General features: G+C 52.3%; 17 protein-coding genes and 1 pseudogene. 9 read left to right on the forward strand and 9 right to left on the reverse strand.

Going from position 1 to position 23,307, the window contains the following annotated elements; translation table 11 throughout:
* Positions 1-18: 18 nt before the first annotated feature.
* A complete protein-coding gene (locus tag GEV39_RS22300) occupies positions 19-1,155 on the reverse strand; it encodes a branched-chain amino acid ABC transporter substrate-binding protein (protein ID WP_173891247.1) in 1,137 nt (378 codons plus the stop codon).
* A gap of 466 nt (positions 1,156-1,621) precedes the next feature.
* On the opposite strand from GEV39_RS22300, the gene pncB reads away from it, so the two are divergent.
* The 6 genes and pseudogenes from pncB to GEV39_RS22330 all read left to right on the forward strand — a co-directional run bounded on the left by pncB (position 1,622) and on the right by GEV39_RS22330 (position 9,786).
* Complete coding sequence (pncB, locus tag GEV39_RS22305) at positions 1,622-2,827, forward strand: nicotinate phosphoribosyltransferase (RefSeq protein WP_173891248.1); 1,206 nt, start codon at positions 1,622-1,624, stop codon at positions 2,825-2,827.
* A gap of 3 nt (positions 2,828-2,830) precedes the next feature.
* A pseudogene (nadE, locus tag GEV39_RS22310) lies at positions 2,831-3,355 on the forward strand (NAD(+) synthase); the annotation flags it as partial.
* 128 nt (positions 3,356-3,483) lie between these two features.
* Positions 3,484-4,746, forward strand: a complete 1,263-nt coding sequence (locus tag GEV39_RS22315; RefSeq protein WP_173891249.1) for a tyrosine-type recombinase/integrase — start codon at positions 3,484-3,486, stop codon at positions 4,744-4,746.
* Positions 4,747-4,748: 2 nt separating this feature from the next.
* The gene (locus tag GEV39_RS22320; RefSeq protein WP_173891750.1) at positions 4,749-7,175 is read left to right on the forward strand and encodes a tyrosine-type recombinase/integrase; all 2,427 of its coding nucleotides are present in this window, start codon (positions 4,749-4,751) and stop codon (positions 7,173-7,175) included.
* Positions 7,175-9,286 (forward strand): site-specific integrase, encoded by a 2,112-nt coding sequence (locus GEV39_RS22325; RefSeq protein ID WP_173891250.1) that lies wholly within the window; start codon positions 7,175-7,177, stop codon positions 9,284-9,286. The genes GEV39_RS22320 and GEV39_RS22325 overlap by 1 nt, the downstream gene beginning before the upstream one ends.
* On the forward strand, positions 9,283-9,786 hold the full coding sequence (locus tag GEV39_RS22330; protein ID WP_173891251.1) for a hypothetical protein: 504 nt from the start codon (positions 9,283-9,285) through the stop codon (positions 9,784-9,786). The genes GEV39_RS22325 and GEV39_RS22330 overlap by 4 nt, the downstream gene beginning before the upstream one ends.
* Positions 9,787-9,947: 161 nt before the next feature.
* On the opposite strand, the gene GEV39_RS22335 is transcribed toward GEV39_RS22330, so the two are convergent.
* Positions 9,948-12,152, reverse strand: coding sequence for an nSTAND1 domain-containing NTPase (locus GEV39_RS22335; protein ID WP_173891252.1), 2,205 nt, complete (start codon positions 12,150-12,152; stop codon positions 9,948-9,950).
* A 461-nt stretch (positions 12,153-12,613) separates the two neighbouring features.
* On the opposite strand from GEV39_RS22335, the gene GEV39_RS22340 reads away from it, so the two are divergent.
* From GEV39_RS22340 to GEV39_RS26265, 3 genes are all read left to right on the forward strand, one after another.
* Complete coding sequence (locus tag GEV39_RS22340) at positions 12,614-13,918, forward strand: SIR2 family anti-phage-associated protein (RefSeq protein WP_173891253.1); 1,305 nt, start codon at positions 12,614-12,616, stop codon at positions 13,916-13,918.
* Positions 13,915-15,762 carry an anti-phage-associated helicase HerA gene (gene herA, locus GEV39_RS22345; protein WP_173891254.1) on the forward strand — a complete coding sequence of 616 codons (1,848 nt, stop codon included), beginning with the start codon at positions 13,915-13,917 and terminating at the stop codon, positions 15,760-15,762. The genes GEV39_RS22340 and herA overlap by 4 nt, the downstream gene beginning before the upstream one ends.
* A 262-nt stretch (positions 15,763-16,024) precedes the next feature.
* Positions 16,025-16,336 carry a hypothetical protein gene (locus tag GEV39_RS26265; protein ID WP_223998009.1) on the forward strand — a complete coding sequence of 104 codons (312 nt, stop codon included), beginning with the start codon at positions 16,025-16,027 and terminating at the stop codon, positions 16,334-16,336.
* A gap of 621 nt (positions 16,337-16,957) precedes the next feature.
* Here GEV39_RS26265 and GEV39_RS22355 read toward each other — a convergent pair.
* The 7 genes from GEV39_RS22355 to GEV39_RS22385 all read right to left on the reverse strand — a co-directional run bounded on the left by GEV39_RS22355 (position 16,958) and on the right by GEV39_RS22385 (position 23,243).
* Positions 16,958-18,120, reverse strand: a protein-coding gene (locus GEV39_RS22355; RefSeq protein ID WP_173888027.1) for an IS3 family transposase whose coding sequence is annotated in 2 segments (ribosomal slippage) — positions 16,958-17,865 and positions 17,865-18,120 — 1,164 coding nt in all. Because the reading frame shifts where the segments join, the coding sequence is not laid out codon by codon here.
* A 48-nt stretch (positions 18,121-18,168) separates the two neighbouring features.
* Positions 18,169-19,065 carry a LysR substrate-binding domain-containing protein gene (locus tag GEV39_RS22360; protein WP_218581699.1) on the reverse strand — a complete coding sequence of 299 codons (897 nt, stop codon included), beginning with the start codon at positions 19,063-19,065 and terminating at the stop codon, positions 18,169-18,171.
* A gap of 157 nt (positions 19,066-19,222) precedes the next feature.
* Positions 19,223-20,023: an IS21-like element helper ATPase IstB gene (gene istB, locus GEV39_RS22365; protein ID WP_064328547.1), complete on the reverse strand. Its 801-nt coding sequence runs from the start codon at positions 20,021-20,023 to the stop codon at positions 19,223-19,225.
* Positions 20,016-21,515: an IS21 family transposase gene (gene istA, locus GEV39_RS22370; protein ID WP_166525001.1), complete on the reverse strand. Its 1,500-nt coding sequence runs from the start codon at positions 21,513-21,515 to the stop codon at positions 20,016-20,018. The genes istB and istA overlap by 8 nt, the downstream gene beginning before the upstream one ends.
* Positions 21,516-21,631: 116 nt before the next feature.
* Positions 21,632-22,150, reverse strand: a complete 519-nt coding sequence (locus tag GEV39_RS22375) for a hypothetical protein (RefSeq protein WP_173891255.1) — start codon at positions 22,148-22,150, stop codon at positions 21,632-21,634.
* Positions 22,151-22,169: 19 nt separating this feature from the next.
* The gene (locus GEV39_RS22380; protein ID WP_173891256.1) at positions 22,170-22,844 is read right to left on the reverse strand and encodes a hypothetical protein; all 675 of its coding nucleotides are present in this window, start codon (positions 22,842-22,844) and stop codon (positions 22,170-22,172) included.
* Positions 22,845-22,847: 3 nt separating this feature from the next.
* The gene (locus tag GEV39_RS22385; RefSeq protein WP_173891257.1) at positions 22,848-23,243 is read right to left on the reverse strand and encodes a hypothetical protein; all 396 of its coding nucleotides are present in this window, start codon (positions 23,241-23,243) and stop codon (positions 22,848-22,850) included.
* Positions 23,244-23,307 lie beyond the last annotated feature (64 nt).

Raw genomic sequence — 23,307 nt, forward strand, 5'->3', positions numbered from 1 at the left:
CCGGGCGGGAGGCCGTTATTATTTTTGTTTGTCCAGCTGGTGGTACTTGCCGCTCTTGTCCCACTGGTAGACCACGTAGTCGGACACGGTCAGGTCGCCCTTGCTGTCCCACTTCTTTTCGCCCATGACGGTCTGCACCGGGTTGGCCTTGAGCCACTTGGCAGCGTCTTCGCCCTTGTTCGACTTGGCGCCGTTGAAGGCGGCGGCAAGGGCCTGCAGCGAGGCGTAGGCGTACAGGGTATAGCCTTCCGGTTCAGTGCCTGCCTTGCGGAACTCCTCGACCACGGCCTTGCTGTCTGGCAGCAGGCGCGGGTCGGCGCCGAAGGTCATGTACACGCCATCGACATACTGCGCGCCGCCGGCGGTAGACACCAGCTCGTCGGTGACAATGCCATCATCCGACATGAACTTGACGTCCTTCAGGCCCTGTTCGCGCAGTTGGCGCACCAGCGGGCCGGCTTCCGGGTGCAGGCCGCCGAAGTAGACCACATCGGCACCGGCAGCACGGATCTTGGTGACCACGGCGCTGAAGTCTTTCTCGCCCCGGGTCAGGCCTTCGTACAACACAGGCTTGACGCCACGTTTTTCCAGCTGTGCCTTGGTGGCATCAGCCAGGCCTTGCCCGTAGGTGTCCTTGTCGTGGAGCACCGCGACTTTCTTGCCCTTGAGCACGTCGACAATGTAGTCGCCGGCGACCACGCCCTGCTGGTCGTCACGGCCACACATGCGGAACATGGCACTCAGGCCGCGCTCGGTGACCTGTGGGTTGGTCGAACCGGGCGTGATGGCGATCACGCCAGCCTCGTCATACACCTCGGAGGCCGGGATGGTATTGGACGAACAGAAGTGGCCGACCACCCCGATCACCTTGTCCTGGTCAACCAGGCGGTTGGCCACGGCAACGGCCTGTTTCGGTTCGCAGGCGTCATCGCCTTTGACCAGTACGATTTTCTCGCCATTCACGCCACCCGCGGCGTTGATCTTGTCGGCCGCAGCTTGCGCACCTTTCATGTACTGCTCGCCAAACGCTGCGTTGGCCCCGGTCATCGGCCCCGCTACACCGATCTTGACGTCGGCCTGGACATACGAAGAAACACCCAGTGCCGTGGCTACGGCAAGCGCCAGGAAACCTTTCTTGTAAAACGTCTGCGACATGAGGTGGTGCTCCTAGAGTTTTTTTGGTTGGCACTACAACTTCTCAGCCCAATGCTCAGAGCAAGGGCCGTGCCATCGGTTTTGTCTTACGGAAAATCACACCACCACCGGCGCGCACAGGCGACCGACGGCCTTTTCTTTATTGAGCGTGCAACCGTCTGCCACGCGCCGGGCGCCACCACCCGCACAGACAAGGAGCAACCACCGCGTGCCATCATTGCAACCCTGCCATGTGTTTACGTGCAACCGGCCTGTAACAGCAGACGTCACCGAACTGCACACCCGTGGTGCGCGACTGCTACAGGCAGCACCGTTTCAAGGCCGGCGGGTGCACCGAAAAACACGCGGATTTGGCAGATACGCGGCCCTGTAGGACGGGTTCACCCGCGAAGAGGCCAGCGCACACACAACAAGGCCGAAAAGGCTGGCACAATGTTCCCCATTCGCCGCCTCCGGAGCCCCTTTGATGAGCGAGAGCGCATTCGCCCAGCGCATCGTGCACAACCTGCTCGACACCGATTTCTACAAACTCACCATGATGCAGGGTGTGCTGCACAACTACCCGGACGCCGATGTCGAATGGGAATTCCGCTGCCGCAACGGCGAGGACTTGCGCCCGTATCTAAGCGAAATCCGCCACCAGCTGGAGGTGCTCAACGACCTCACGCTCGATGATGGCCAATTGGGCTTCCTGGAGCGCATCAGTTTCCTCAAGCCCGACTTCCTGCGGTTTTTGCGGCTGTTCCGCTTCAACCTGCGCTATGTGCACCTTGGCATTGAGCACGATCAGCTGTTCCTGCGCCTGAAAGGCCCTTGGCTGCATGTGATCCTGTTCGAAGTGCCTTTGCTGGCGATCATCAGCGAGGTGCGCAACCGCCACCTGCACCCGCATATGCGCCTGGCCGAGGCACGCGACCAGCTGTACCGCAAGTTCGACTGGCTGCGCGCCCACGCCAGCGACGACGAACTGGCCGAACTGCAGGTAGCCGACTTTGGCACCCGCCGGCGCTTTTCCAGCCGCGTGCAGGAGGAAGTGGTCCGGGTACTACGCGACGACTTTCCGGGCCGTTTCGTCGGCACCAGCAACGTCGACCTGGCATGGAAACTGGATATCAAGCCGCTGGGCACCATGGCCCATGAGTGGATCATGGCGCACCAGCAGTTGGGCCCACGGCTGATCGACAGCCAGATCGCCGCGCTGGACTGCTGGGTGCGCGAGTACCGCGGCCTGCTCGGTATCGCCCTGACCGACTGCATCACCATGGATGCCTTCCTCGGCGATTTCGACCTGTACTTCGCCAAGCTGTTCGACGGTTTGCGCCACGACTCCGGCGAGCCGGTGGCCTGGGCCGAGAAAGCGATCGCCCATTACCAGAAACTGGGTATCGACCCGATGACCAAGACCCTGGTGTTTTCCGACAGCCTCAACCTTACCCGCTCGTTGGAAATCTTCCGGGCCCTGCGCGGGCGCATCAACGTCAGCTTTGGCATCGGTACCAACCTGACCTGCGACATACCGGGTGTGGTCCCCATGAGCATCGTGCTTAAAATGACCGACTGCAACGGCGCACCGGTGGCCAAGATTTCCGACGAAGCGGCCAAGACCCAGTGCCGCGACGCCAACTTCGTTGCTTACATGCGTCACGTTTTCAAAGTCCCCAGCAAGGAGTAACCCATGCAAGCGGTTCAGCAAGAAATTGCCCAGGCGCTGAAGGTCCAGCCGCCGTTCGCCGACGCGGCTGCGCTCGAGGCAGAAGTTGCCCGGCGCGTGGCGTTCATCAAGGACTGCCTGACCAACGCCCGGCTCAAGACCCTGGTACTGGGCATCAGCGGCGGGGTCGACTCGCTGACCGCGGCCCTGCTCGCCCAGCGCGCCATCAACGAACTGCGCGCCGATACCGGTGACCAGGCTTATACCTTCATCGCCGTTCGCCTGCCGTACCAGGTGCAGCATGATGAACATGACGCCCAGGCCTGCCTGGACGTGATCAAGGCCGATGAAGTGCACACCGTGGACATCGCCCCTGCAGTGCGCGCCCTGGCGGCTGAAGTGGTGGAGTTGAAAAACGGCTCGCCAACGCTGGTGGACTTCGTGGTCGGCAACGTCAAGGCACGCACGCGCATGGTCGCCCAATACACCATCGCCGGCGCGCGCGCAGGGCTGGTGATCGGTACTGACCACGCCGCCGAAGCGGTGATTTCTCCCCCCCTACACTAAAGTGCACAACCAGCCCTAATCCCCCCGCCCCAGGTGCTTTCCAAGAATTTCCATTTAGCGGAGAATGCACATCAGTAGCTGTTCAGCCGATGTGTAGGACACGACTAGAAATGAAGGTGATAGCAGTTCGAGGTGCGGAGTTAGATCTCAGCGAGTCAGTACTTGCACATGGGCCACTTCGGGAGCGGTTTCTCGCTCAGCCAGAGGGTGCCCAGCCAGTAGTTGAGGTAACAGGCAGCGCGCTGCTCGATGATGACGGACGCCTTTTTCCTTTAGTCTCCTCCTACCTAAGCCGTAACTACAGAAACACCCTTCTTGCCGATCCAACCGTCGTTTCCTATGGGCGACGAATTTCCTATCTACTGGCCGACCTAAAGGTCAGACCCGAATACGAAACCTGTGATCGAGACGATGCATTGCTGACGGTCGGCCTAGGCCATCTGGAGAGCTATCTCGCCAAACTCGACGCTGAAGGCCTAGCACCTAAGACGGTGCAAGGGAGAGACGCTGCCTACAGCCACCTCTTCTCTACCTACCTATGCAAGCGTTTCGGTGATTCACCAGCTATTCGGGCAGACAATCCCTATGAAGGTGGGGTGCTACGCCCAGGCAGCGCTAATACGCGAGGCATTGTTCAACCAACCAGCATGGCAGAGCTAGAAGCAGTAATCCTTAGCGCCCATTCGGAGCGGGAGCGGTGCTTGCTGCAAGCTATGTATGACTCTGGCATTCGCGTTTCAGAAGTCCCACGGATTACGCTCCAAGACGTTCGCGACGCCCTTGCTCATCAGACCCTGCACCTCGTCTCCCCAGAAACGAACATGCCTATCAACGCTGATTACTCACCTTTGAATATCAAAGGTAGTAAGGGTAGGAAGAATCACATCAAGCCCCGGTTAACCTTGATGAGCAGGACGTCCTTAGAGCGCATCGAGAAGTACCACCAGACGCCACTCTATCGTCGCTGCGCTCGTCGCTACAAAAGCCCGTCAGAGACCCCAGCATTCTTCAATGCAGAAGGCATGCCGTACAAGACGAAAAGCGTGGAAAAGCTACTTGAGCGTGTGAGCAAGCGTGCCCAAAGTTCGGGAAAGATAAAGCGGATGATATCACCGCATAAATTCCGTCATGGCGGAGCCTATCTAATGCTTGGCAGCCCGGATCTTGGAGGAAACTACGAGGAGAGGCTCGAATTGCTCTCCAAGGCTTTTGGTCACAACAGTAAAACGACGTCCGAGGGTTATACTCAGATACCCCACGACATCTACCAGAAGCTACGTAAGCCAGGCACTGAGCTGAAGACAAAGGCTGGCGAGATGAAGCTGCTCCGCGAGAGAACCACAAAGCGTATAAACACGAGTGATAAGAAGTGAAGATGCTGTCCGAACCCGGCCTAAACTCATTGGATATAACTCCACAAGTGGACGTATCCAAGCAAGCTAAGCGTGATATCGACGTCATCACTCTGTCGATTGAGTCTTGGGCAGAGAAAGTCAGAAAAAGTCGGCAGTCATTACTTACTGTTCAGCTTGGTCAGAAAGGGCCTCCCTGCTTAGCGTATACCTATCTCAAACGAGAGTTAGGCTGTGAGGAAAATGTGTACCGGTCACGGGCCGATATCATCAACACTGTTCTCCAAAAAATGATAGATGAGAACATCGTGGTTCTCGGTCATCCTTCTATAGCTAACGAGTGGCGTCGCAAACTGCTGCTTTGGTATGAGGGGCTTTCTGAAACAGAGAAAAAAGAGATCCCAATCTTTGGCCAGATTATTGCCTCCAAAGCCAGCCTTTACAAGATGGAAGGGATGAAAAACCTGAAATGGGCACGTGCGAATTTCCCATTGGTCGCTGAGACCTACGATTGGATAATTGCTGACCTAAAAAGCCTAGGTGTAATAAAAACTGATTATAAAACTGTTGCCGACAGAGAAACTGAAGCTAAACAAAAAAAGCTAGTTTCGCCGAAAAAACTATCCTATAGAAAGCTACTGCTTGAGCTAAGAGATATCCCTGTATCTTCCTACGAAGACCTGATTGCAGACGCCCCTGATTTTCCGTTCAAGAAACTACTTCATATATTTTCAGCTGCTTCCATGAAAAGCGGATCGGACTCCACAAAATTTAACTATAGTGAGGGATTTAGATATACTATAGAACACCTTAAAGAAAATGGACTTACAGGGAGCGAGGACACACGTGAGTATTTTCGCGCCAACTACCTTATTAGTTTTCGAAAATTCCTTGTTGGCAAAATAGAAAATAGCGGTCTCTCTACAGGCACTGCCGACTCATTGCTCTCTGCTGTGCGCTCAATGTACAAGCGTGCAATCAAAATCAAAGGACTCGGGCTGACGACCTTCATTGATATCGAAGGGTTCAAGACGCATCGTAAGACAGAAGAATACAGCCCCTACCCTTCCTCATTACGCAATCAAATTAAGCAGGCGTGCAACAACGAGCGAGTAAAGCTCAACAATCTTGCAAAGGATTATGTTCCCTTCGGCGGAGGGTGTGACCCGGTCGGTGACGATGGGGAGCTAAAGAGGGGGTTTGTATCTCTAGAAAACGCTCGCTGGATCTTCGAAAATAAACTCAGCTGTCAGATAATCGGTCCTGGAGCTGCGAGCCGCAACAACAAATACGAAAAATGCTTTATAAGAATTATGCAGTATATAGGCTTAGGCGTAGTCGGAACATATGAGAGCTGGGGTGTAATCTATCAAGTCACATCTCGACACATGGCTCCGTACATTACTCGGCTTGCTCAGATTACAGGCCTCAATGCCGACTCCCTAAAATCATTGAACGTTGAAGACTTTGTAGAACGTCATGAGCTGACCCAAAGACCGTATCTTCGTTACTGGAAAGAGCGCTCCGACGGAGAAAAACTGCTGCACTTAGACTTAATTGAAGCGGACATGACTTGGCTGACTGTCAATCAATGCAAAGAAGTAAAAGAAATCTTCGCGGAAGTTATTTTTCTGACACGCAACATCCGGAGCCGCGCAGACAAAAACACTAAAAGCAAACTATTCATTTATGAATCCAGAAAACAGAATGAGCAAGGCACAATAAAGTCCTTCGAGAACTCCACTGTTATTAATTTAGCAATGAATCAGTTTGCACGCGACAACGAACTAAAAAATGAAGATGGCAGCGACCTGAACATATCAGCGTCTCGACTTAGGCCAAGCTTGGTCGCCGAACTTATTGAACAAGGAGTTTCTCTACGAGAGATTCAAGTTATTCTCGGCCATAAGTCCCTGTCTACTACCATACAGTATCTCGACAAGCTCGAATTTAGCAAGACTGCGCGAGACATTCTTGAGACTGCGCTTGCAAAAATACACAAAGAGGCTGTTTCCCAAGAGCCACCGAAAAAGCAGCCTTCGAACGAAACCTCTTCGGCAGACAACCTAAGCACTTCAATCGCCATTAGCAATGGACTGATTAAATGTCGAAATGTATATGACCCCCCTGACGAAATCAAAAAACTTCCCACTTACAAAAAAGGGAGTGCCTGTTCACTATTGAATAAGTGCCTTTCGTGCAGCAACTCGATTATTACATCGTCACACCTGCCGGAACTTTTCGCAATGCGTCTGGAGTATCAGTCCATGATGGCAACAAGCACGATTGCACAGACTCCTTACGGCGCGATTATCAAAGAAAACCTTGAGATATTGGATAGTATCCTTACACCCTCAGAGCAGGGTTTTAGTGCAGAACAGCTTGATGAAGCAGAGCGTCTGTCAGAGCACGTCATCACCAGCCCCTTAATTGAAGGGGTAATACTCTGATGAATTTTGAGACCTTAGTTCGTAAAATTAAGTCCGTGCGACATCACTTTCTTCGGCATCTGGGCAGTGAGATCATCACAACCGTAGATCATTCCGAAAGTGGCTTAAATGCCCTGAGCTTGATGAAGGCGCTGATGGACCTTCCAGTCAGTAAAAAGAGTCGAGTAAAGGATTCTGTTTGGGATTTTGACGACGGGACCACCGCCCTAGCCAGAGATATCCAAGGCGCAAAATCCAGAATTGACTTTGCGGCATACACCAGCCTCAACGCTACCATTCTTTTCGAAATAAAAATGGCCATGCTATGCGTCTTAGAAATACCTGGCGCTCTACGAATCAGGGCCTCCCCTAAATCTTACAAGCCGCACACTATTCTTGATATATTTAAATCCACCATTCCATTCTTTGACCAAATGTCAGAGCGCAAGCGCTTGGAGCAAGGGGAGGATTTTTTCGAAAACTCATACTTTAGCCTTTCAGATTTCACAGAAAATGATTATGAAATAGAGGCCAGGCTATTCAAACGCTCTTTTCGCAGCGCCACAATGCAGGGGTTTAATATTCTCCGCTCTGACTTCATGCTCGAAAACGTACTTGCGGGCCCGTTAGCTCATGTCGAACTGGAAAGTTTAAGCTGGCAAAGCAATCGACTGAACAACAAGGAAACCAGAAAAAAGCTAAAATGGCTTCCAAATAAAGTATTTGAAAAATGTACTCGTGCAGCATCCTTTGCAGTAGTGGATTTCTTGAAGGCATTACAAGAGAATATTGCCGACACTGAAACTCTGAACCGCGTTAACCTTACCAGTTACGAAGAAGCAAAAAAAGTTAAACTCACGAGAAGATCCTATGACATTTACGTCTCAGTACGGATGGGGTCACGCGGATACAGTGGCAGGCAGATAATTCCATTCCTTTATAAAATGGATCAAAATTACTGGTCCCCGCTCATGCCAGGTCAATTTAAAGACAAGGAAGCCATCACTAAACTTACAAACACTCAGCTTAACAACGAATTTTACGAGTACATAACACACATCAACAATAGCGCCATTTATACAATCACCCAGTACACTGGCATGCGCCCGTCAGAACTTGCGGGTTGTCTTGCGGAGGATTGCCTGACAAGGGACGTATTTGGTCATTGGCTTATTGTTAGTACTGTCTTTAAGGGTCGAGAGGCGTACGGTAATCTGTTCGAGGACAAGTGGGTGGCAATTCCCGCTGTTCTTGACGCTGTGAAGGCCTTACGTATTCTAAACAGATTCAAGCAGAATCCGTTTCTAATCACGAACATGAACACAATCAAACCTTCTAAGCAAGAAGAAGCTAATTCGGTTAGTGGTTGTGGCCTGGGGCACCAACTCCAAGCATTTCTAATGAAGGTTCTGACACTCGAAGAATTTGAAAGCCTCGATTTCTCGCCCTATACGTTGCGGCACTCACTAGCAAATCAGATGTTCAGAGCGGCGGTGGGACTACCCTTCATTTCCTACCAGCTAAAGCATTTTGGTCACTTGGTTAGCAAGGTGGAACAGCGTCACCGTAAGACGGTTACAGTCGACTACGGCGGTATCGGTGATGCATTGGTCTCGGGGGGAGGCAGAGACGCACCTGCACGCTTTGATGCAGAGAGAGAGTTCATCGTCAATGCATGCGATCCAGATGGCGGATATGCTGGCGATAACGCAGATGCGCACCGCAGTCGCTTGGCAGCCTATTTCAAAGGTTATTTAGAGGCTGGCTACTCAAAAGATGAAATCTTTGATCGAATGGCTGAAATGAATTTTGCGGTTATCAATGTTGGCCAAGGTTACTGTTACGGCGGTGCGTCGGAAGAGCATGATGCTTCACTTCCTTGCATTGGCTCGCTACGGTGCAATCCGAATCGATGTAAGAACGCGGTTGTCACCGAGGCGAATGCTCCCAAGTGGCTTGAAGTTTACATTCAGAACTCACTTGCACTAAAAAAAATCGAAGGTGATTCAACTGAACCTTACCCTGATTTGAGAGCTTCTGGTGAAGTAGCAGACTCAATTGCACAATTAAAACTTGCAATCTCTGAAGCTGAAGGTGTACTGAGAAAGCTTGGCAGGGAGGTATCTATATGAGTTCAGCACCTTACGATAACAAAAACTCTGAAAATTTCGACGCTGTGACCTTCCGCTTAAACGAGGCGCTGGTGCGAATAGAAAAGGACTTTTCACTACCCGCCAAGGTTGCAACACTGGCAAAACTGGCAAATGTTCACCGAAATACAATTTATCAGCGAGAATGGCCAAGGAACGAGCTAGATCGCATAAAAGCAGCAAGAGAACAGGCCGAAAAGAGTCAAATAACTGACAGAGCCAGTATAAAGTCGCCCGATGAGCTTTTAGAGCTTAGCAAAATGGAGATCCTCTACTGGTTCACTCAGCTAGAAGATGCTAGAGCAAGTAATAAGTCCCTTATGGCCACCAACAAACAGACAGCATCCTCCCGCGACTATTACATGCGCGAGGCTATCAACAACAGGGAAGTTATCAACAGCCTAAAAGGCGACATCTCAAGACTCCAAAGCACAATAGCAGTACTTGAGGATGAAATCATGAAGCTCCAAAGTCGAGATTAAATCCTCAACTGACTATCCTGATAACCTACCGCTGTGATCGAACCTCCCTTAACCTTCGGCTTCATAAGCCCGCGAAAAGAAATGCCGCTTTGGTCTCACTAGCTTGCACCATGCGGCTTTTGCGACATCTCTTTTCGTACCAAGCCTAGCTTTCTGCTTAACTACAATAGAGCAAGCGAAAAAGTCTTCACCTTGTGATCTTCTGACTGGTAGAATTTTCGGCGGTTAGAGTCAAAAATGTACCGTGCAACTGACACCACTACGTTATCAGTACCTTTTTTTCGTCGAATGCTCAATCTATTGTATTGAATCGCCTGTGATCCACGCTCATTAATATTAACTCCAGTGCTACCGCAGCCTACAATCAATAGCTGCCCACCACCATCTCCTTGTTGGTTAATTAACTCCTCGTGACCATGGTGCCTGTGTCCGTGCAGAACTATATTGAATCCATTTCGGAGAAGCTCTGACTTTATATATCCCGCATCTTGCAGTATGTACTCCGGCCTTTTGATGTTTGCCTCTAGAGAATCAACTGGAATAAGATGATGGTGCAGCATCGCTATTTTTAGAGGCTTAGTACCCTTGCACAATGCATTGACTTCCTCTAAAGCGTTTTGGAACTGACTTTCCCCGATATATCCTCGATGATCGTCTGGCCCTTCCAAAACGCATGAGTTAAAGCCAACAATGACGCAGTTCCATTTCTCGACAAGATCATGAACCTCATAAAGTCGTTCAGGCTCAACTTGATTGTCAATACTATACCCCAAACTGTTCCTGAATCTAATATATGGGGTGAATCCAGCGTAACGAGCTTCGGGGTCGGCTCGCTTCATGTCCCAGTTAACATCATGGTTGCCTGGAATTATCGCGATATTTTTTGACCAATTACTGACACCGCCGCTAAGGCTCTGTGCCACGCTGGTGATACACGCTGAAGCTTTTCTGAATTCCGATGTGAGTGCCATCTGAGTGAGATCCCCTGTGACCGCCAGGAAGTCCGCAGGTCCATAACTTTGCGCTAACGAATCTATCAGATACTTTTGAAGCGAAGGTTTGTCCGCTTCTGGAACATGATCACCGGCAATTGGTAGGCTATCAAAGTAGTGATTGGCGCCAAAATGCAAATCAGAGACATGAACGAGTGACAACCTCATATCTGAAATTTCTTCAGGCTCCGCCTCTGTCACCGCCTCAAGCCTTGCGGGTGTCGCAGATATGTAAGCTTTGAAAAGAGGGTCGGTAATTTTATAGTACTGATCGGAGACCTTTTCCAACTCAGATCCATATGCTTCTTTTTGAAGTTCGCCAAGCCAGTATGGAGGATTATCAATACCTTGGGCTTCTGCTTCAGGATAGATGGTTCCCGTACTAACCACATCATCTTTCTGAAGGGCAATAATTCGAAGAAACCTCTCGCGCACCCTCGAACTACCAATTGTTTTTAGATACCTGGACTCCAATGAGCTATCAATGCTTTCTGTGACAATCTGCTGGAGGGCCTCATCAATCAAGTCCTGCGAAATTGATGACTTCTTTTTTTGAAATGCAACTCTTAATGCTTGCTTCCCAATAAGATGGAGCAGGTATGGATGGCCACTAACTAGCTTAACAAGATTTTGGACTGCTTCAATTTCAAAAGTTATTTCGTTCGATAAGTAGTCTTGAGCCTTTGATATAATTATAGACAACTCTTCTTCAGTCATATTTGGCACTCGAAGAGTACCAGTACTGAGCTGCCTCTTGATTGACTCATGATCTCTAACCAATTCCTGCTCGGTTTTACCAATCCCTGTAACAACAAATACACATTTTGCAGGATTTGCTTTGATGAGCGATGCGAACCCGGAATGGTCATCAATCAACTCAAATTCATCGATAAAAATTGCCAATCCATTTTCGGTGAGCGCAGAAATTAGCGAGACGCGCTGCCAGAAATCAGAAACCAACTTGGGATTCAATTCACCTTCTAGTTCATACACGCCCACTTCGTCGAGGCCAAGCAAGCCAGACCACTGGGCCAGCGCCGACTCATCAATTAACAATCTGTAGAGTAGCTGGTTGATGTTTCGAACAGATGAGTCCCGGACAAAAAAGCATGTGACGAAGTCAAATGTTTCATTAACCAAATCAGATTCGATAGATTTTAGTAAGTCATTTTTCCCTGAGGCAATTATTGCCAATTGCCTTGCCAGAGAGGACTTACCAATACCCCGGTTCCCATGGATGAAAATATGGTCGCAGGAAAGCAATAGCTCCGCACCCTGCTCTAGTTGTTTTTTTCTACCTGAGAACCTTTCTGGGTCAGAAATCTCTTTAGCAGGTTGAAATGCCTCCAAGATGTTTTTGATCGCAACTGCCATTTTTTGAAGCGTCCTTGTCTTTGATTCTGATGGTCTGGCGGCATTTTGCCATCTAGCATCAAGCTCTTCCAGCTAGTCTCGAATCCCCGAATCTTTTTTATACCTCTAGGAGCCAAATTGGATGGCATCAGGCCTTGTCGTGGACGACCATACTCTGAGAGCGGTCTGTCGTCCGAGGCTGCCTTCAACCCAGCCGCTGTGAGAACACCTGCGATTGTCTAACCTTCTGATCGTCGAGATCGTGGCGGGTCGATCATGAAGCTGTTCATTGAGGGTGAGGGTCGAACACGCATAGCAGCTACAGTAAATAGACCCTCGGATAATTCGGCGAAGCCGGTTTCATACATACCGATAGCGATGTGGACAGTGTGATGGCAATTCAGTAGCCTCCATGAAGCCTTCCACGCCCCGGGCTGCATGGGGCGCAAAGGGACTGGTCCAGCGTTTTTTCGGAGGTCAGGATGCCGTTTGCCGCAATTCGTGGTGGTACTGCTCTATCGGATGAAACTGAACTTGAGGCATATCTGGCCTCGCTTCTCAGGCTAGAAAACGTCGGCCTGCTTCTAGGCGCAGGATCATCAGTAGCCGCTGGCGGTCTCACGATGATCGCGCTATGGGCTGACTTCATCAGGACATCGCCTGAAGAAGCAGCCTGGATGGTTGAGCATGGATTCATCACTGAGAATGCTACCGCCCTTCCTAAGCCCGCCACACCTAACTTCGAGCACCTGATCGATAGCCTCGAAATCGCCCTGTCCGATTGGACCAGGCAGATGGGTATGTTCGGAGATAATCCAATTGACTACGAACCGGGTGAGCAAGAGTTGGAGGGCAAACTCAGTAGGCTTAAGAACGTAAAAGCAGCGCTCTTCAGATCTGTCGTCAGCGCGGCCTTGCTCCACCGGGAGTGGTGGCTCTCTCCTAGTGGGGTTGAGTCAAACGACGAGGGTCTCGCAAGCCAGCGCACGATTCTCCAGAAGCTAGTTTCAGCTCGGCAACCGGGTCAATCGTCCCCTTGGGTGTTCACCACAAATTACGACCTGGCTATCGAGTGGGCAGCTGAGTCCATTGATCTTCAGGTCTCAAATGGCTTCCTAGGTACGCACACCAGGCGCTTCTCTCCGCAGAGCTTCGACCTAGGCTTTCGAAACACCCAAGCTAGGGGCGAGGCTAGATTCGGCGTCTACAACGTTTATCTCGCCAAATTGCATGGTTCACTGACCTGGAAGGAGGAAAGTGGCCAAGTCTTTGAGGTGTCTGCGCCCCTTGCTCATCAACGCATTGCAGCGTTCATGAACGAACGAGATGGCTCGGACCTCGGCCTGATGGTAATGCCAAGAGCCGCGAAGTACATGGACACCATTGGCTACGTCCTGGGCGAGCTTTTCCGCAGGTTTGCGGAGTTTATGTCCAAGCCACAGAGTTGCTTGATCTTGTGTGGCTATGGGTTCGGAGATGAGCATATCAACCGGCTGATTCGGTCGGCGCTTCTCAACCCCACGCTCCAATTGGTTATTTACTCATCCGGATTTAATGGTGATCCAACTGATGAGCGTCTGCCCCCGGCATTGCGGAAATTACTTTCCCTTAAGAATCCACGTATCACCGTGGTGGGCGGTGGTGCGGACTTCGCGTATATCGATTCCTTGGCACGCCATCTCCCCGACCCTCTCATCTACGACGAGGACATGCGCAAGTTTGAGAAAGCCCTTAGGGACGAGCGAGAGCCTCAAGAGCAGGTAACTGCACAGAGGGGGGAGCTATGAGAGGGCGCCTTCCTGTTGGGTATGTGGTCCGGATTGAAGGCTCAGATGTCACACTTAATTTACTCGATATGCACCGAGGCCAATTAGCGTCGCATGCTCAAGGCATATCGTCAGTGACTGAGGTCGGTAGTCTGTTGGTGCTGGATGCAGGTAGTCGCGCTTTGGTGATGAAGGTCGTATCTCTCAGCTTTGATGAGCCTCGTGAGGCGCATCGGTTGGGGATAGGTTCTAGCACTCATCAAACCGAACCTTTGCGCAACATTTCAGGCGCAGTTGTTGGGCGCCTCTCCAGAGAGCAAGGCAAGGCGCGCTTCACCAGCGACTCACTCGCCACCCCTCCACTCGGAGCTGAAGCCTTCCCTTTAAGTACTGAAGAGTTAGCAGCAATCCTGTGCTGTGACGACCAAGACGACATTCCGATTAAGCTTGGTGATGACCTACGTGGCGGCGGGAGCTTGAATGTGGGGCTCAAAAACTTGATCTCCAGGCATGTCGCAGTTCTGGGCAGCTCTGGCCAAGGTAAGAGCTGCTTCACAGCGGCAGTACTCCAGCAGATCGTCAACCTACCCAGTGCGAGGATCGTTGTCTTCGACATCAACGGTGAGTACGAAGCTGCTCTCGACATTCCTGAGCTTCCAGAAGGCTCCGTTAGATGTACAACCATCGGTGGGCCAGGGGCAGACGCCTTCAAAATCCCCTATTACGCACTGGGGCGCCATGGCCTCAATAGGTTGCTAATTCCTAGCGAAAAAACGCAGAGACCAGCGCTAACTTTCGCTCTGGAACACCTCCACCAAGTACGCTGGTTTCCCCAACTCAAAGGGGCAGGTTTAGCGAGCGACACGGTGCCCTATCTCTTCGATGATTGCCGTCAAGGAGGCGCCGCTGATGCTGATGGCCGGATTCAGCAGATCCGCAGTGGCCAAGCGGGCACAGCTACGGAGTGGCCCAATATGGCCGCCCTCGCTGCGCTGGTAGCAGAAAGTCACGGGATTCAACCCACTGCCAGGGGCCCAGAACGAAACGCCTTCAGTTACTCGAACGTCTCACCACTCATCACACGAATCAATCGCTTCGCTGAAGATCCCATGTTCCGCGCCGTAGTTGATGTAGAGGGTGGTAGGGGGACCGGGACAACGCTCGATTGGGCGCAAGAATCCACTAACCTGGTTGAACAGATCTTTGGTGGCCGGGATGTGCCATGGCGGGTGCACATCATTAACCTCCGTCATTTATCACATGATCTAACCCCATTTATCCTGGGGTCGCTATTGGAGCTTTACGCTTACGAGCTTTTCCGCAGAGGACAGGAAAACAAAATCCCAACCCTCCTCGTTCTGGAAGAGGCACACCATTACCTGCGCCCCATCGGTTCTGGTGACGATGCAGGTGAAAACTCACTGGCCTACGAACGACTCGCCAAAGAAGGCAGGAAGTTCGGCCTTGCGCTGTGGCTGAGCACACAACGACCCTCTGAAATTTCCCCGACCGTTCTTTCTCAATGCAATAACTGGGTGTCCTTCAGACTGACCTCTGAAAAGGACCTTGCGGCGATCCAGTCAGCCAGTGAGTGGGCCGATCGGCGAGAAATCCGCCGTATAGCGGGCTTGCCCCGGCAGACGGCAATCGTTTTTGGTGGGAGCATCTCCATGCCAACGCTGATTCGTGCTGCTGATGCGTCACCAACTCCGCATTCGGGTGATGCTGACTTCAGTGGCTGGGCAACCCAAAGACCTGACGAACCGCCACCTCCCGCTGCGCCCCCACCAACTCATCCAGTTCCGACACCACCGCCATGGAATGCATTAACAGCACCCGCTTTTGACGATGATGTGCCCTTTTAGGAGGTGCTGGACGACATCAGCGACATCAACGTAAGCGTTCCGCCAACTCACTTGCGTGGTTGGGGTATTGCGCAGACTCGACCATCCAATTGCATTCGATCTGACTAGCCATTGGCATGGAATTGACCACCACATTTCATGAGCATGACCGGTAGAGATCGGCTAGGGATTCACACAGTGGATACTACAATGGCTAGCCTACGCTCCGACCTAGAGGATGTATGCTGAAAGTGAAGGTGAGAGGCGTTTGTAGGAGTCAGCTATGAAAATAACCGGAAGAGTCGAAGTCGAGGCCGTTACAGACGTCGTGTGCGATGTATGCCTTTGCTCCACCCGCTTGGATACTGGCGGGCATCAGTTCGGCACCCTACAAGCACATTGGGGCTATGACACTGCCCATGATGGGCAGCGTTACGAACTACACCTTTGCGAGAATTGCTTCTTCCAAACATTGGCTTACCTAAGGCAGGAACGGCGAACTCAACATCTGTTCAGCGAGGACGACCAGGATCTCACCGATAATCTCGGTCTAGTCGCAAAGGATGATTATTTCGGTGACGCCGGGGGCCGATAGCTTCGTTGGCGCATGGAAATCCTGATGATAAAGGTGATCGCGTCCGCTTGAAGATACGCGGAAACCATCTCCCTTAATGCTGGAGTTCGGAAGATGACTTGGCTGGCCGCTTACACATCAACACCCACTACAGAGGTTAAGTCCATATTTCTAGGACTGAAGCAAAAAGCCCCGCGTACCATTTATGAAGGGCAGGGCTTTCGCTAAAAGTCCGCTTTGAACGAGATGTCTCTCGCCCCTCATTCGTCCACGGACAAAAATTTCCTCACGACTGCAAAACTTTACTGCATCAGTCGCAGGCGGTGATTACTGACATTTACACACGCAAGTCATGACTACGGCTTGCGAACGCCACCGGCCTTTGGGTAATGCGGCTCGATCATTGCCACCAAACCGCTCTACAGTAGGACCTGCTCTATCTAGGCAAGGAAACGCTCACGGCAGGTTTGCTTGCGATTACCGGCGTACTCGGAATCGGAAAAGCTCATCTGGCTCATGGAAAAGGCTTGTGGGGGGTTGAACGGAGGGCTATTTCAGCACAGGCCGAACGGCCTGTGCTGACTTGATCGGAGAATCCCTAGCGCTCGTTGATCCCTCTAGATCCAGCATGTCTTGTAGTGGTCAACTCATCCCGGACACGGTTTTGAGTTTTTCTTCTGCTTTCGCTGGAGCTAGTCCATCGTTGAACTGATGAGGCCGGATCCAGTTGTAGTGGCCCATTAGGTATTGGCCAATGTCTCGTTGAGCTTGCTGCCCGGTCAGGTAGCCCGTGGTCGGTATCCACTCTGATTTCAAGCTGCGGAAGACTCGCTCCATCGGTGCATTATCCCAACAGTTGCCTCGGCGGCTCATGCTCTGGCGTATGCGGTAGCGCCACAGTCTCTGGCGGAACTGACGGCTGCCATATTGCGATCCCTGGTCGGAGTGGAACAGTAGTCCTTGAGGCTTTCCACGCTGTTCGTAAGCTACGTCCAGCGCTTTGACGACTAAGTCTGCATCCGGCTTCTCTGATAAGGCCCAGCCCACCACTCTGCGTGCGTAGAGATCCAGTACAACTGCGAGATAGTGCCATTTGCCTTGAGCCCAGACGTAAGTTATGTCTCCACACCAGACCTGATTTGGCGCTTCGACATCAAACGCTCGGTTCAAGGTATTCGGAATATCTGGCCGCTGCACTGTGGCCTTTTTGTACGCATGTGATCCTGGCTGCTTGCTGATCAACGCCAGCTCACGCATCAGGCTGCGTACCTTGAACCGCCCGATTTGCTCACCTTCTTCTTGCATCATTGCCTTGATGGTACGGCTGCCGGGCGCACCTCGACCTCGCGTGAACAACTCATTCACTCGACTGCGCAACCGCAGTCGTTCAACGTCCGGAGTTCGCCTTCTGTGACGATGTGCGTAGTAACTTGAGCGAGTGACTTCAAACACTTCGCACAAACAATCAACGGGCTCATGATCGCTGAGCTGGCGGATCAGCGCGTACGCTCGAGATCTTCCGACATCAAGAGCGCGGTAGCCTTTTTTAGTATCGATTTCTCGCGTTCAAGGCGCGTGATCCGGGCTTCCAACTCTTGGATTTTTTGCTGCTCTGGCGTCAACGCTTTGCTGGCCGGCGTAACGCCGCCGCGCTCCTGCTGAAGCTGATTAACCCATCGGCGCAGTGCCGACTCGACCAAGCCGAGCGAACGGGCCGCTTCGGCATGGCTGTAGCCTTGATCGAGCACCAGGCAGGCAGCTTCGCGCTTGAACTCAGGGGTAAAGGTACGGCGTTGCTTGGTCATCAGACACCTCTCTGTGGCGAGCATTCTCGCCTAAATGGGTGTCCGGGGTTAGTAGACCACTACATCTGTACTTCTATAAAATTTGAGGAACTGGTCAGAAAATTCCTGGGTAAGGCCCTGCTGAGCTGAGTTGCTGGATCTGATCACAAGGAAGCCCGTGTCAATTTTTACGGACAAAGGTCGAGCCTCCAGTCCTTTTCCTGCAAAGTCTATAGCCGTTGGCGGGTCAACGATGCTGACCCCCAAACCCTGCGACACAAGAGCGCATGCCGTGTGTGTCAAGCTCGCTTCAAGGCGGGCCACCCTTGGCACTTGGGCAAGAGCCAATTGCACCCCCGATGAGAACAAGGACCCTGGCCGCATGGAGATAAATCGCTCTCCTGCAAAGTCTGATGGGCTCACTACTTCCAATTTGGTCATTGGATGGCCGGTGGGCATTACAGCAACCGCATCCATTTCCACGGCCTCCATCTCTACACCGTGAGGGTTCAAGGGCCCTTCTGCGTAGCCAATGTCAACCTGACCTGCGGATACCATCTCAACAACCTGGTGCGATGGAACACCGAGGATGCTGATCTGCAAATTTGGTCGATCCGGTAGGAATTGAGACAAGAATCGAGGTAGCAGCGTGTTAGCAACGGCAGGCATCGCCGCAATCCTTAGCGATCCTGCGGTGTGCTCACGAATCCCGGCGGCCAGTCGACCTATGCGGTCTAGCCCAATGAAAGACCGCTCAACCTCAGGAATCAATGCGACCGCTTGAGGGGTCGGAATGAGCTGACTTCCTTTACGCTCGAATAGTGGCAGCCCGATTGCTTCCTCAAAGTCTCGGACTAGACGCGTTACAGCGGGTTGGGTAACTGACATCAGGTTCGCGGCACCTGTCATCGATCCCGTACGCATAACCGCGTGAAAGGCTTCAACCTGCCGCTGGTTGATCCGCATGAGTGTCGGCGCTGATTGAAAATTGACCCACCCTGCCGATTGAAAAATGACCCAGGGCTGCTTGCCGATTTAGACCCCGGCAATTGTGGATAAGCCTAGCAGTCGACAGCGTCGTAAAAGTGCTGACCCTGCACTCAGCAAGGCCAGCCCAAAGAGGTCAAAACGGGTCGTCCTCCGCCTCCTCGATATCCTGTCGCCTGCGCTCCCTCGCCTGGATCTTGGTCTTGGCCACTAAGGTGCTGTTTTGCAGGCGGTACGATTCATTCCCCGTCTCGACGATGTGGCAGTGGTGGGTCAATCGGTCGAGCAAGGCCGTGGTCATCTTGGCGTCGCCAAATACGCTCGACCATTCGGCGAAGCTGAGGTTGGTGGTGATGATCACACTGGTGTGCTCGTAAAGCTTAGAGAGCAAGTGGAACAGCAAGGCCCCGCCGCTCTGGCTGAAAGGTAGGTAGCCAAGCTCATCAAGGATTACCAGATCTGCACGCAGTAGTCCTCGGGCGATACGCCCTGTCTTGCCCTCGTGCTTCTCACGCTCCAGCAGGTTGACCAGATCGACCGTGGAGTGGAAGCGTACACGCTTGTTGTGTTGGGTGATGCCGGCCACCGCCAGGGCGGTGGCGAGGTGCGTTTTACCGGTGCCAGGGCCGCCGATGAACACCACATTTTGAGCTGTGTCGGTGAAGGTCAGAGTGGACAGTTCCTTGATCAGCCGGGCATCAGCGCTGGATACACCGAAGTCGAAGCCAGCCAGATCGCGGTGCATGGGCAGTTTCGCCATATTCATCTGATGATGTACCGAGCGCACTGCCCGGTCGGCGTGTTCCTGATCGAGGAGATGCTCGATCAGCCATTTCGATGAGGCGGTGGTGGATTCACCTTGTGCGGCCAGATCTGCCCAGGCAGTGGCCATGCCGTGCAGGCGTAAGTCTTTGAGTTCCTCTGTAAGATCACGCATTGCGCACCTCCTCATCTGTGCTGCGCAACCGGTCATAGCGCGCGGTATTGGCGATAGGGGTAACTTTCAGTTGCAGGTTGGTTTCGACCGAGGGTGGTGCTTCACGGGCGGTCAGACGGGCCACGATATTGAGGATGTGGTCAGCGCTCAGGCTGCCAGATTCCAAAACCAGCTCAACCGCTACGAGGACAGCATCCAGGCCAGCGACGGGCACGGCGGCCAAGACCTGGGTCATGACCCGATCACCCTGTAGATGCCGCCGCAGCTCGCGCCTGAGCAGGCGTAGTGGCTTGGGTAGGTCGGCAAACGGGGCACCATTGCGTAGGGCTCCCGGTTTACGCTCAATGAGGGGGATATAGTGTTGCCAGTCGTAGCTGACCTGATCGCGATCAAACAGGCGCTCGTGGCTGGCAATCACACCATCATCGGCAATCACGACGATTCGCGAGGGATAGAGCCGACTGCTGACCCACTGGCCAACACGCTCACAGGGTACTGAATAGCGGTTGCGGGCCACGTTGATCAGACAGGTGCTGGAAACGCGAACCGTGCGCTCTACATAACCGTCGAAAGGCGTCGGCATCGGCATCATTTCGACGCGCTCCAGTTCTAAGACTTCTGCAACGGTGAGGCCGTTGTACTGCGGATGGATCAGCTCGTGCCACAGAGCCCGACAGCGCTGGGCAAGCCAGGCATTCAACTCTTCGAAGCTATGGAAAGTATTGTCGCAGGCAGACAGCCAGATGCGGCGCCGACTATCTTGGACATTCTTTTCGACGATACCTTTTTCCCAGCCGGACGCTACGTTGCAGAAGTCCGGGTCGAACAGGTAGTGCGAGCACATCACCATGAAGCGAGCGTTGACCGTGCGGCCTTTACCCTTGGAGACCTTGTCGACCGCCGTTTTCATGTTGTCGTAGATGCCGCGACGCGGCACGCCGCCCATGGCGGCGAATGAGCGGGTATGGGCATCGAACAGCATTTCATGCCCTTGGCTGGGATAGGCCACTAGCCAGAAGGCTCGGCTGGCACATAGCTTCATGTGCGCGACCTGGACACGTCGGAAAACACCGCCAATCAGCAGGCCTTCCTCGCTCCAATCGAACTGGAAGGCCTCGCCCAATGCGAACGCCAACGGCACAAATGCCCGTACCGCCTTGCCTTGCTCTCCGCGCCAATGACGAACGAAGGCAGTGAGCTGGCTGTAGCCGCCGTCATAGCCTTCAGCGCGGATCATGGCCAGCAGCGCCTTGGCACTGCGACGATGTTGCTTGGCCCTCAAGGCATCAGCCCGCAGCGCCTGCTCCAACATCTCGTGAAAGGGACTGAGCTTGTTGAACACGGCTCGACGCTGATAAACCGGCTGCTTGGACTCCGACGCTCTGACCCATTTTCGGATGGTGTTGCGCGACAGGCCGGTGCGCTTGGCTATCTCATGCAACGACAGCTTGTCGCGGAAATACATCCGCCGAATTTTGCCCATCATTTCCATGCTGATCACCCTGTGTTCTCCTGCTCAAAAATTGAGCAGGTACAGTGGAACACCTGGGTCAGTTTTCAGTCAGCACAATGGGCGAAACTGGGTCAGTTTTCGGTCAGCGGCAACACTCAGACAAGCTCTGATCGGCGAGCCCTGTAATTAAACTCACTGTCGATTTTGAATGCCTCAAGGAGGTAATCCACCGAGCCGGAGAGTCTTGACTCTTCAAAAAACTCAAGATCAGTAAAGCTCACAGCGACCGCCAAACGCATTTGTTCTTCGCTTAAACTGTTGGGGTCGAATGGCCAGATCTGTAACCGAATAATGTCAGTATGATGATTTCGAATTTCATTGGGTAATAGTGTCGGCAAATTTAGACTCCGCCAACTACTCAATTCAATGCCGAAGGTTGCCTGGGGAAGATCCCCCAATAAGGTATGATCACAAAGGTAGCTATCCGCAACCCTCCGGAGTCCATCAGGACAAAAGCCCTTCACGTATACGTCAGCTAGCCTAGGCGAAGAAATAATACTACGAAGCATAAACAGAGGCGATCGATCTCTCACCTTCCACAGCTTGTTGAGTCTGTCCACTGCGATTTTAACCGCATCCTGGTGATTTGCAAGAATCAACTGGGGGGCTTGCATACTTGCTCCTGATGGCGGATTACGAACTGGCTACTGCCTGATTAGAAATAAGTTCATTTACGTAAAGTATTACTTTTTCAAACTGTTGATCTGTAGTCATATCTATTGGGCGCTGCCCATCCAAGCAATTAATGCTTTCAAAGGCCCAACAAAAGCCAGCGTCTGGGTCCCCACCATGTAGCGTTGACGCAGCACGCAGAATTTCTAATCGGCGGGTATTGCATATTGTTTCTTGCTGAGTCCAGCGGCGCGCAACCTCTACAGGTGCTTCATAGAGGGTCGTAACGCTGCGGCTATCCGGCTCTACGAGCGGAGCACTCGATAGCAGTTTTCTGCCATTGTCGACCGTGTAGACATGGTAGATATTGATGTGGTCCTCTGTATGCTCGACAACTCGGTCTATTTGCTTCAGCAAGTTCTGATTGCATCCCCACGACTGATTGATGTGAGCTGAGGTTATGAGATACGCCTCCTCATAGCACACTTCCGCACTAATACTTTTATGCATATTATGCAATTCACACGGATCAGTGACTATTAGCGTTTTGCTTTCTACTGCTTTGCCTTTTTTCAGAACAGTCTGGGTCACATGAATCCAAGGACTGTTGAATCCTAAAATCACGAACCGCCACTCGTGATGTTTGCTATCATTCATAAACGACTTTTTAAGCGCAGCAGGATGAGTGAGGAGCATTATCTATATCCCTTCGTTTAATTTTTTCTCGCAGCTTTCACATAGCGTTTTAATCCAGCCGAGTAATAGCTTCTTTTTAGCTCCAGAGCAGCCACACACCTCACAAATGCAACTGGATAACTCCTGCGCCATATCTATCAAGCCTGCAATGTAATCATCACCACCGTGGTAGCTGACTCTCAGGCTTCCATCCTTCTCTTTGATTTGTATGATTGTCACTTCTGGGGATTTGAGATTATTAATCCTGCCTTGGATTTTCGAGCACAACCTATCGATTAGGGGATACCAGCCTACATCGCATTGAACACCCCAATAGGGCACCCCAACAGGGTTTTGCGCGCTTTGCCTAAACAACTCGGAATATCGACCTATCAGCTCATCTTCATCGCGTTTTTCCACAACCGCCTCCTTGGTGAGGTCCTGAATGGATCATCAAACGGCCTCTCTGCGTGCGCCCTGGCCA

Source organism: Pseudomonas sp. NY5710 (assembly GCF_013305665.1).
GTDB classification, from domain to species: domain Bacteria; phylum Pseudomonadota; class Gammaproteobacteria; order Pseudomonadales; family Pseudomonadaceae; genus Aquipseudomonas; species Aquipseudomonas juntendi.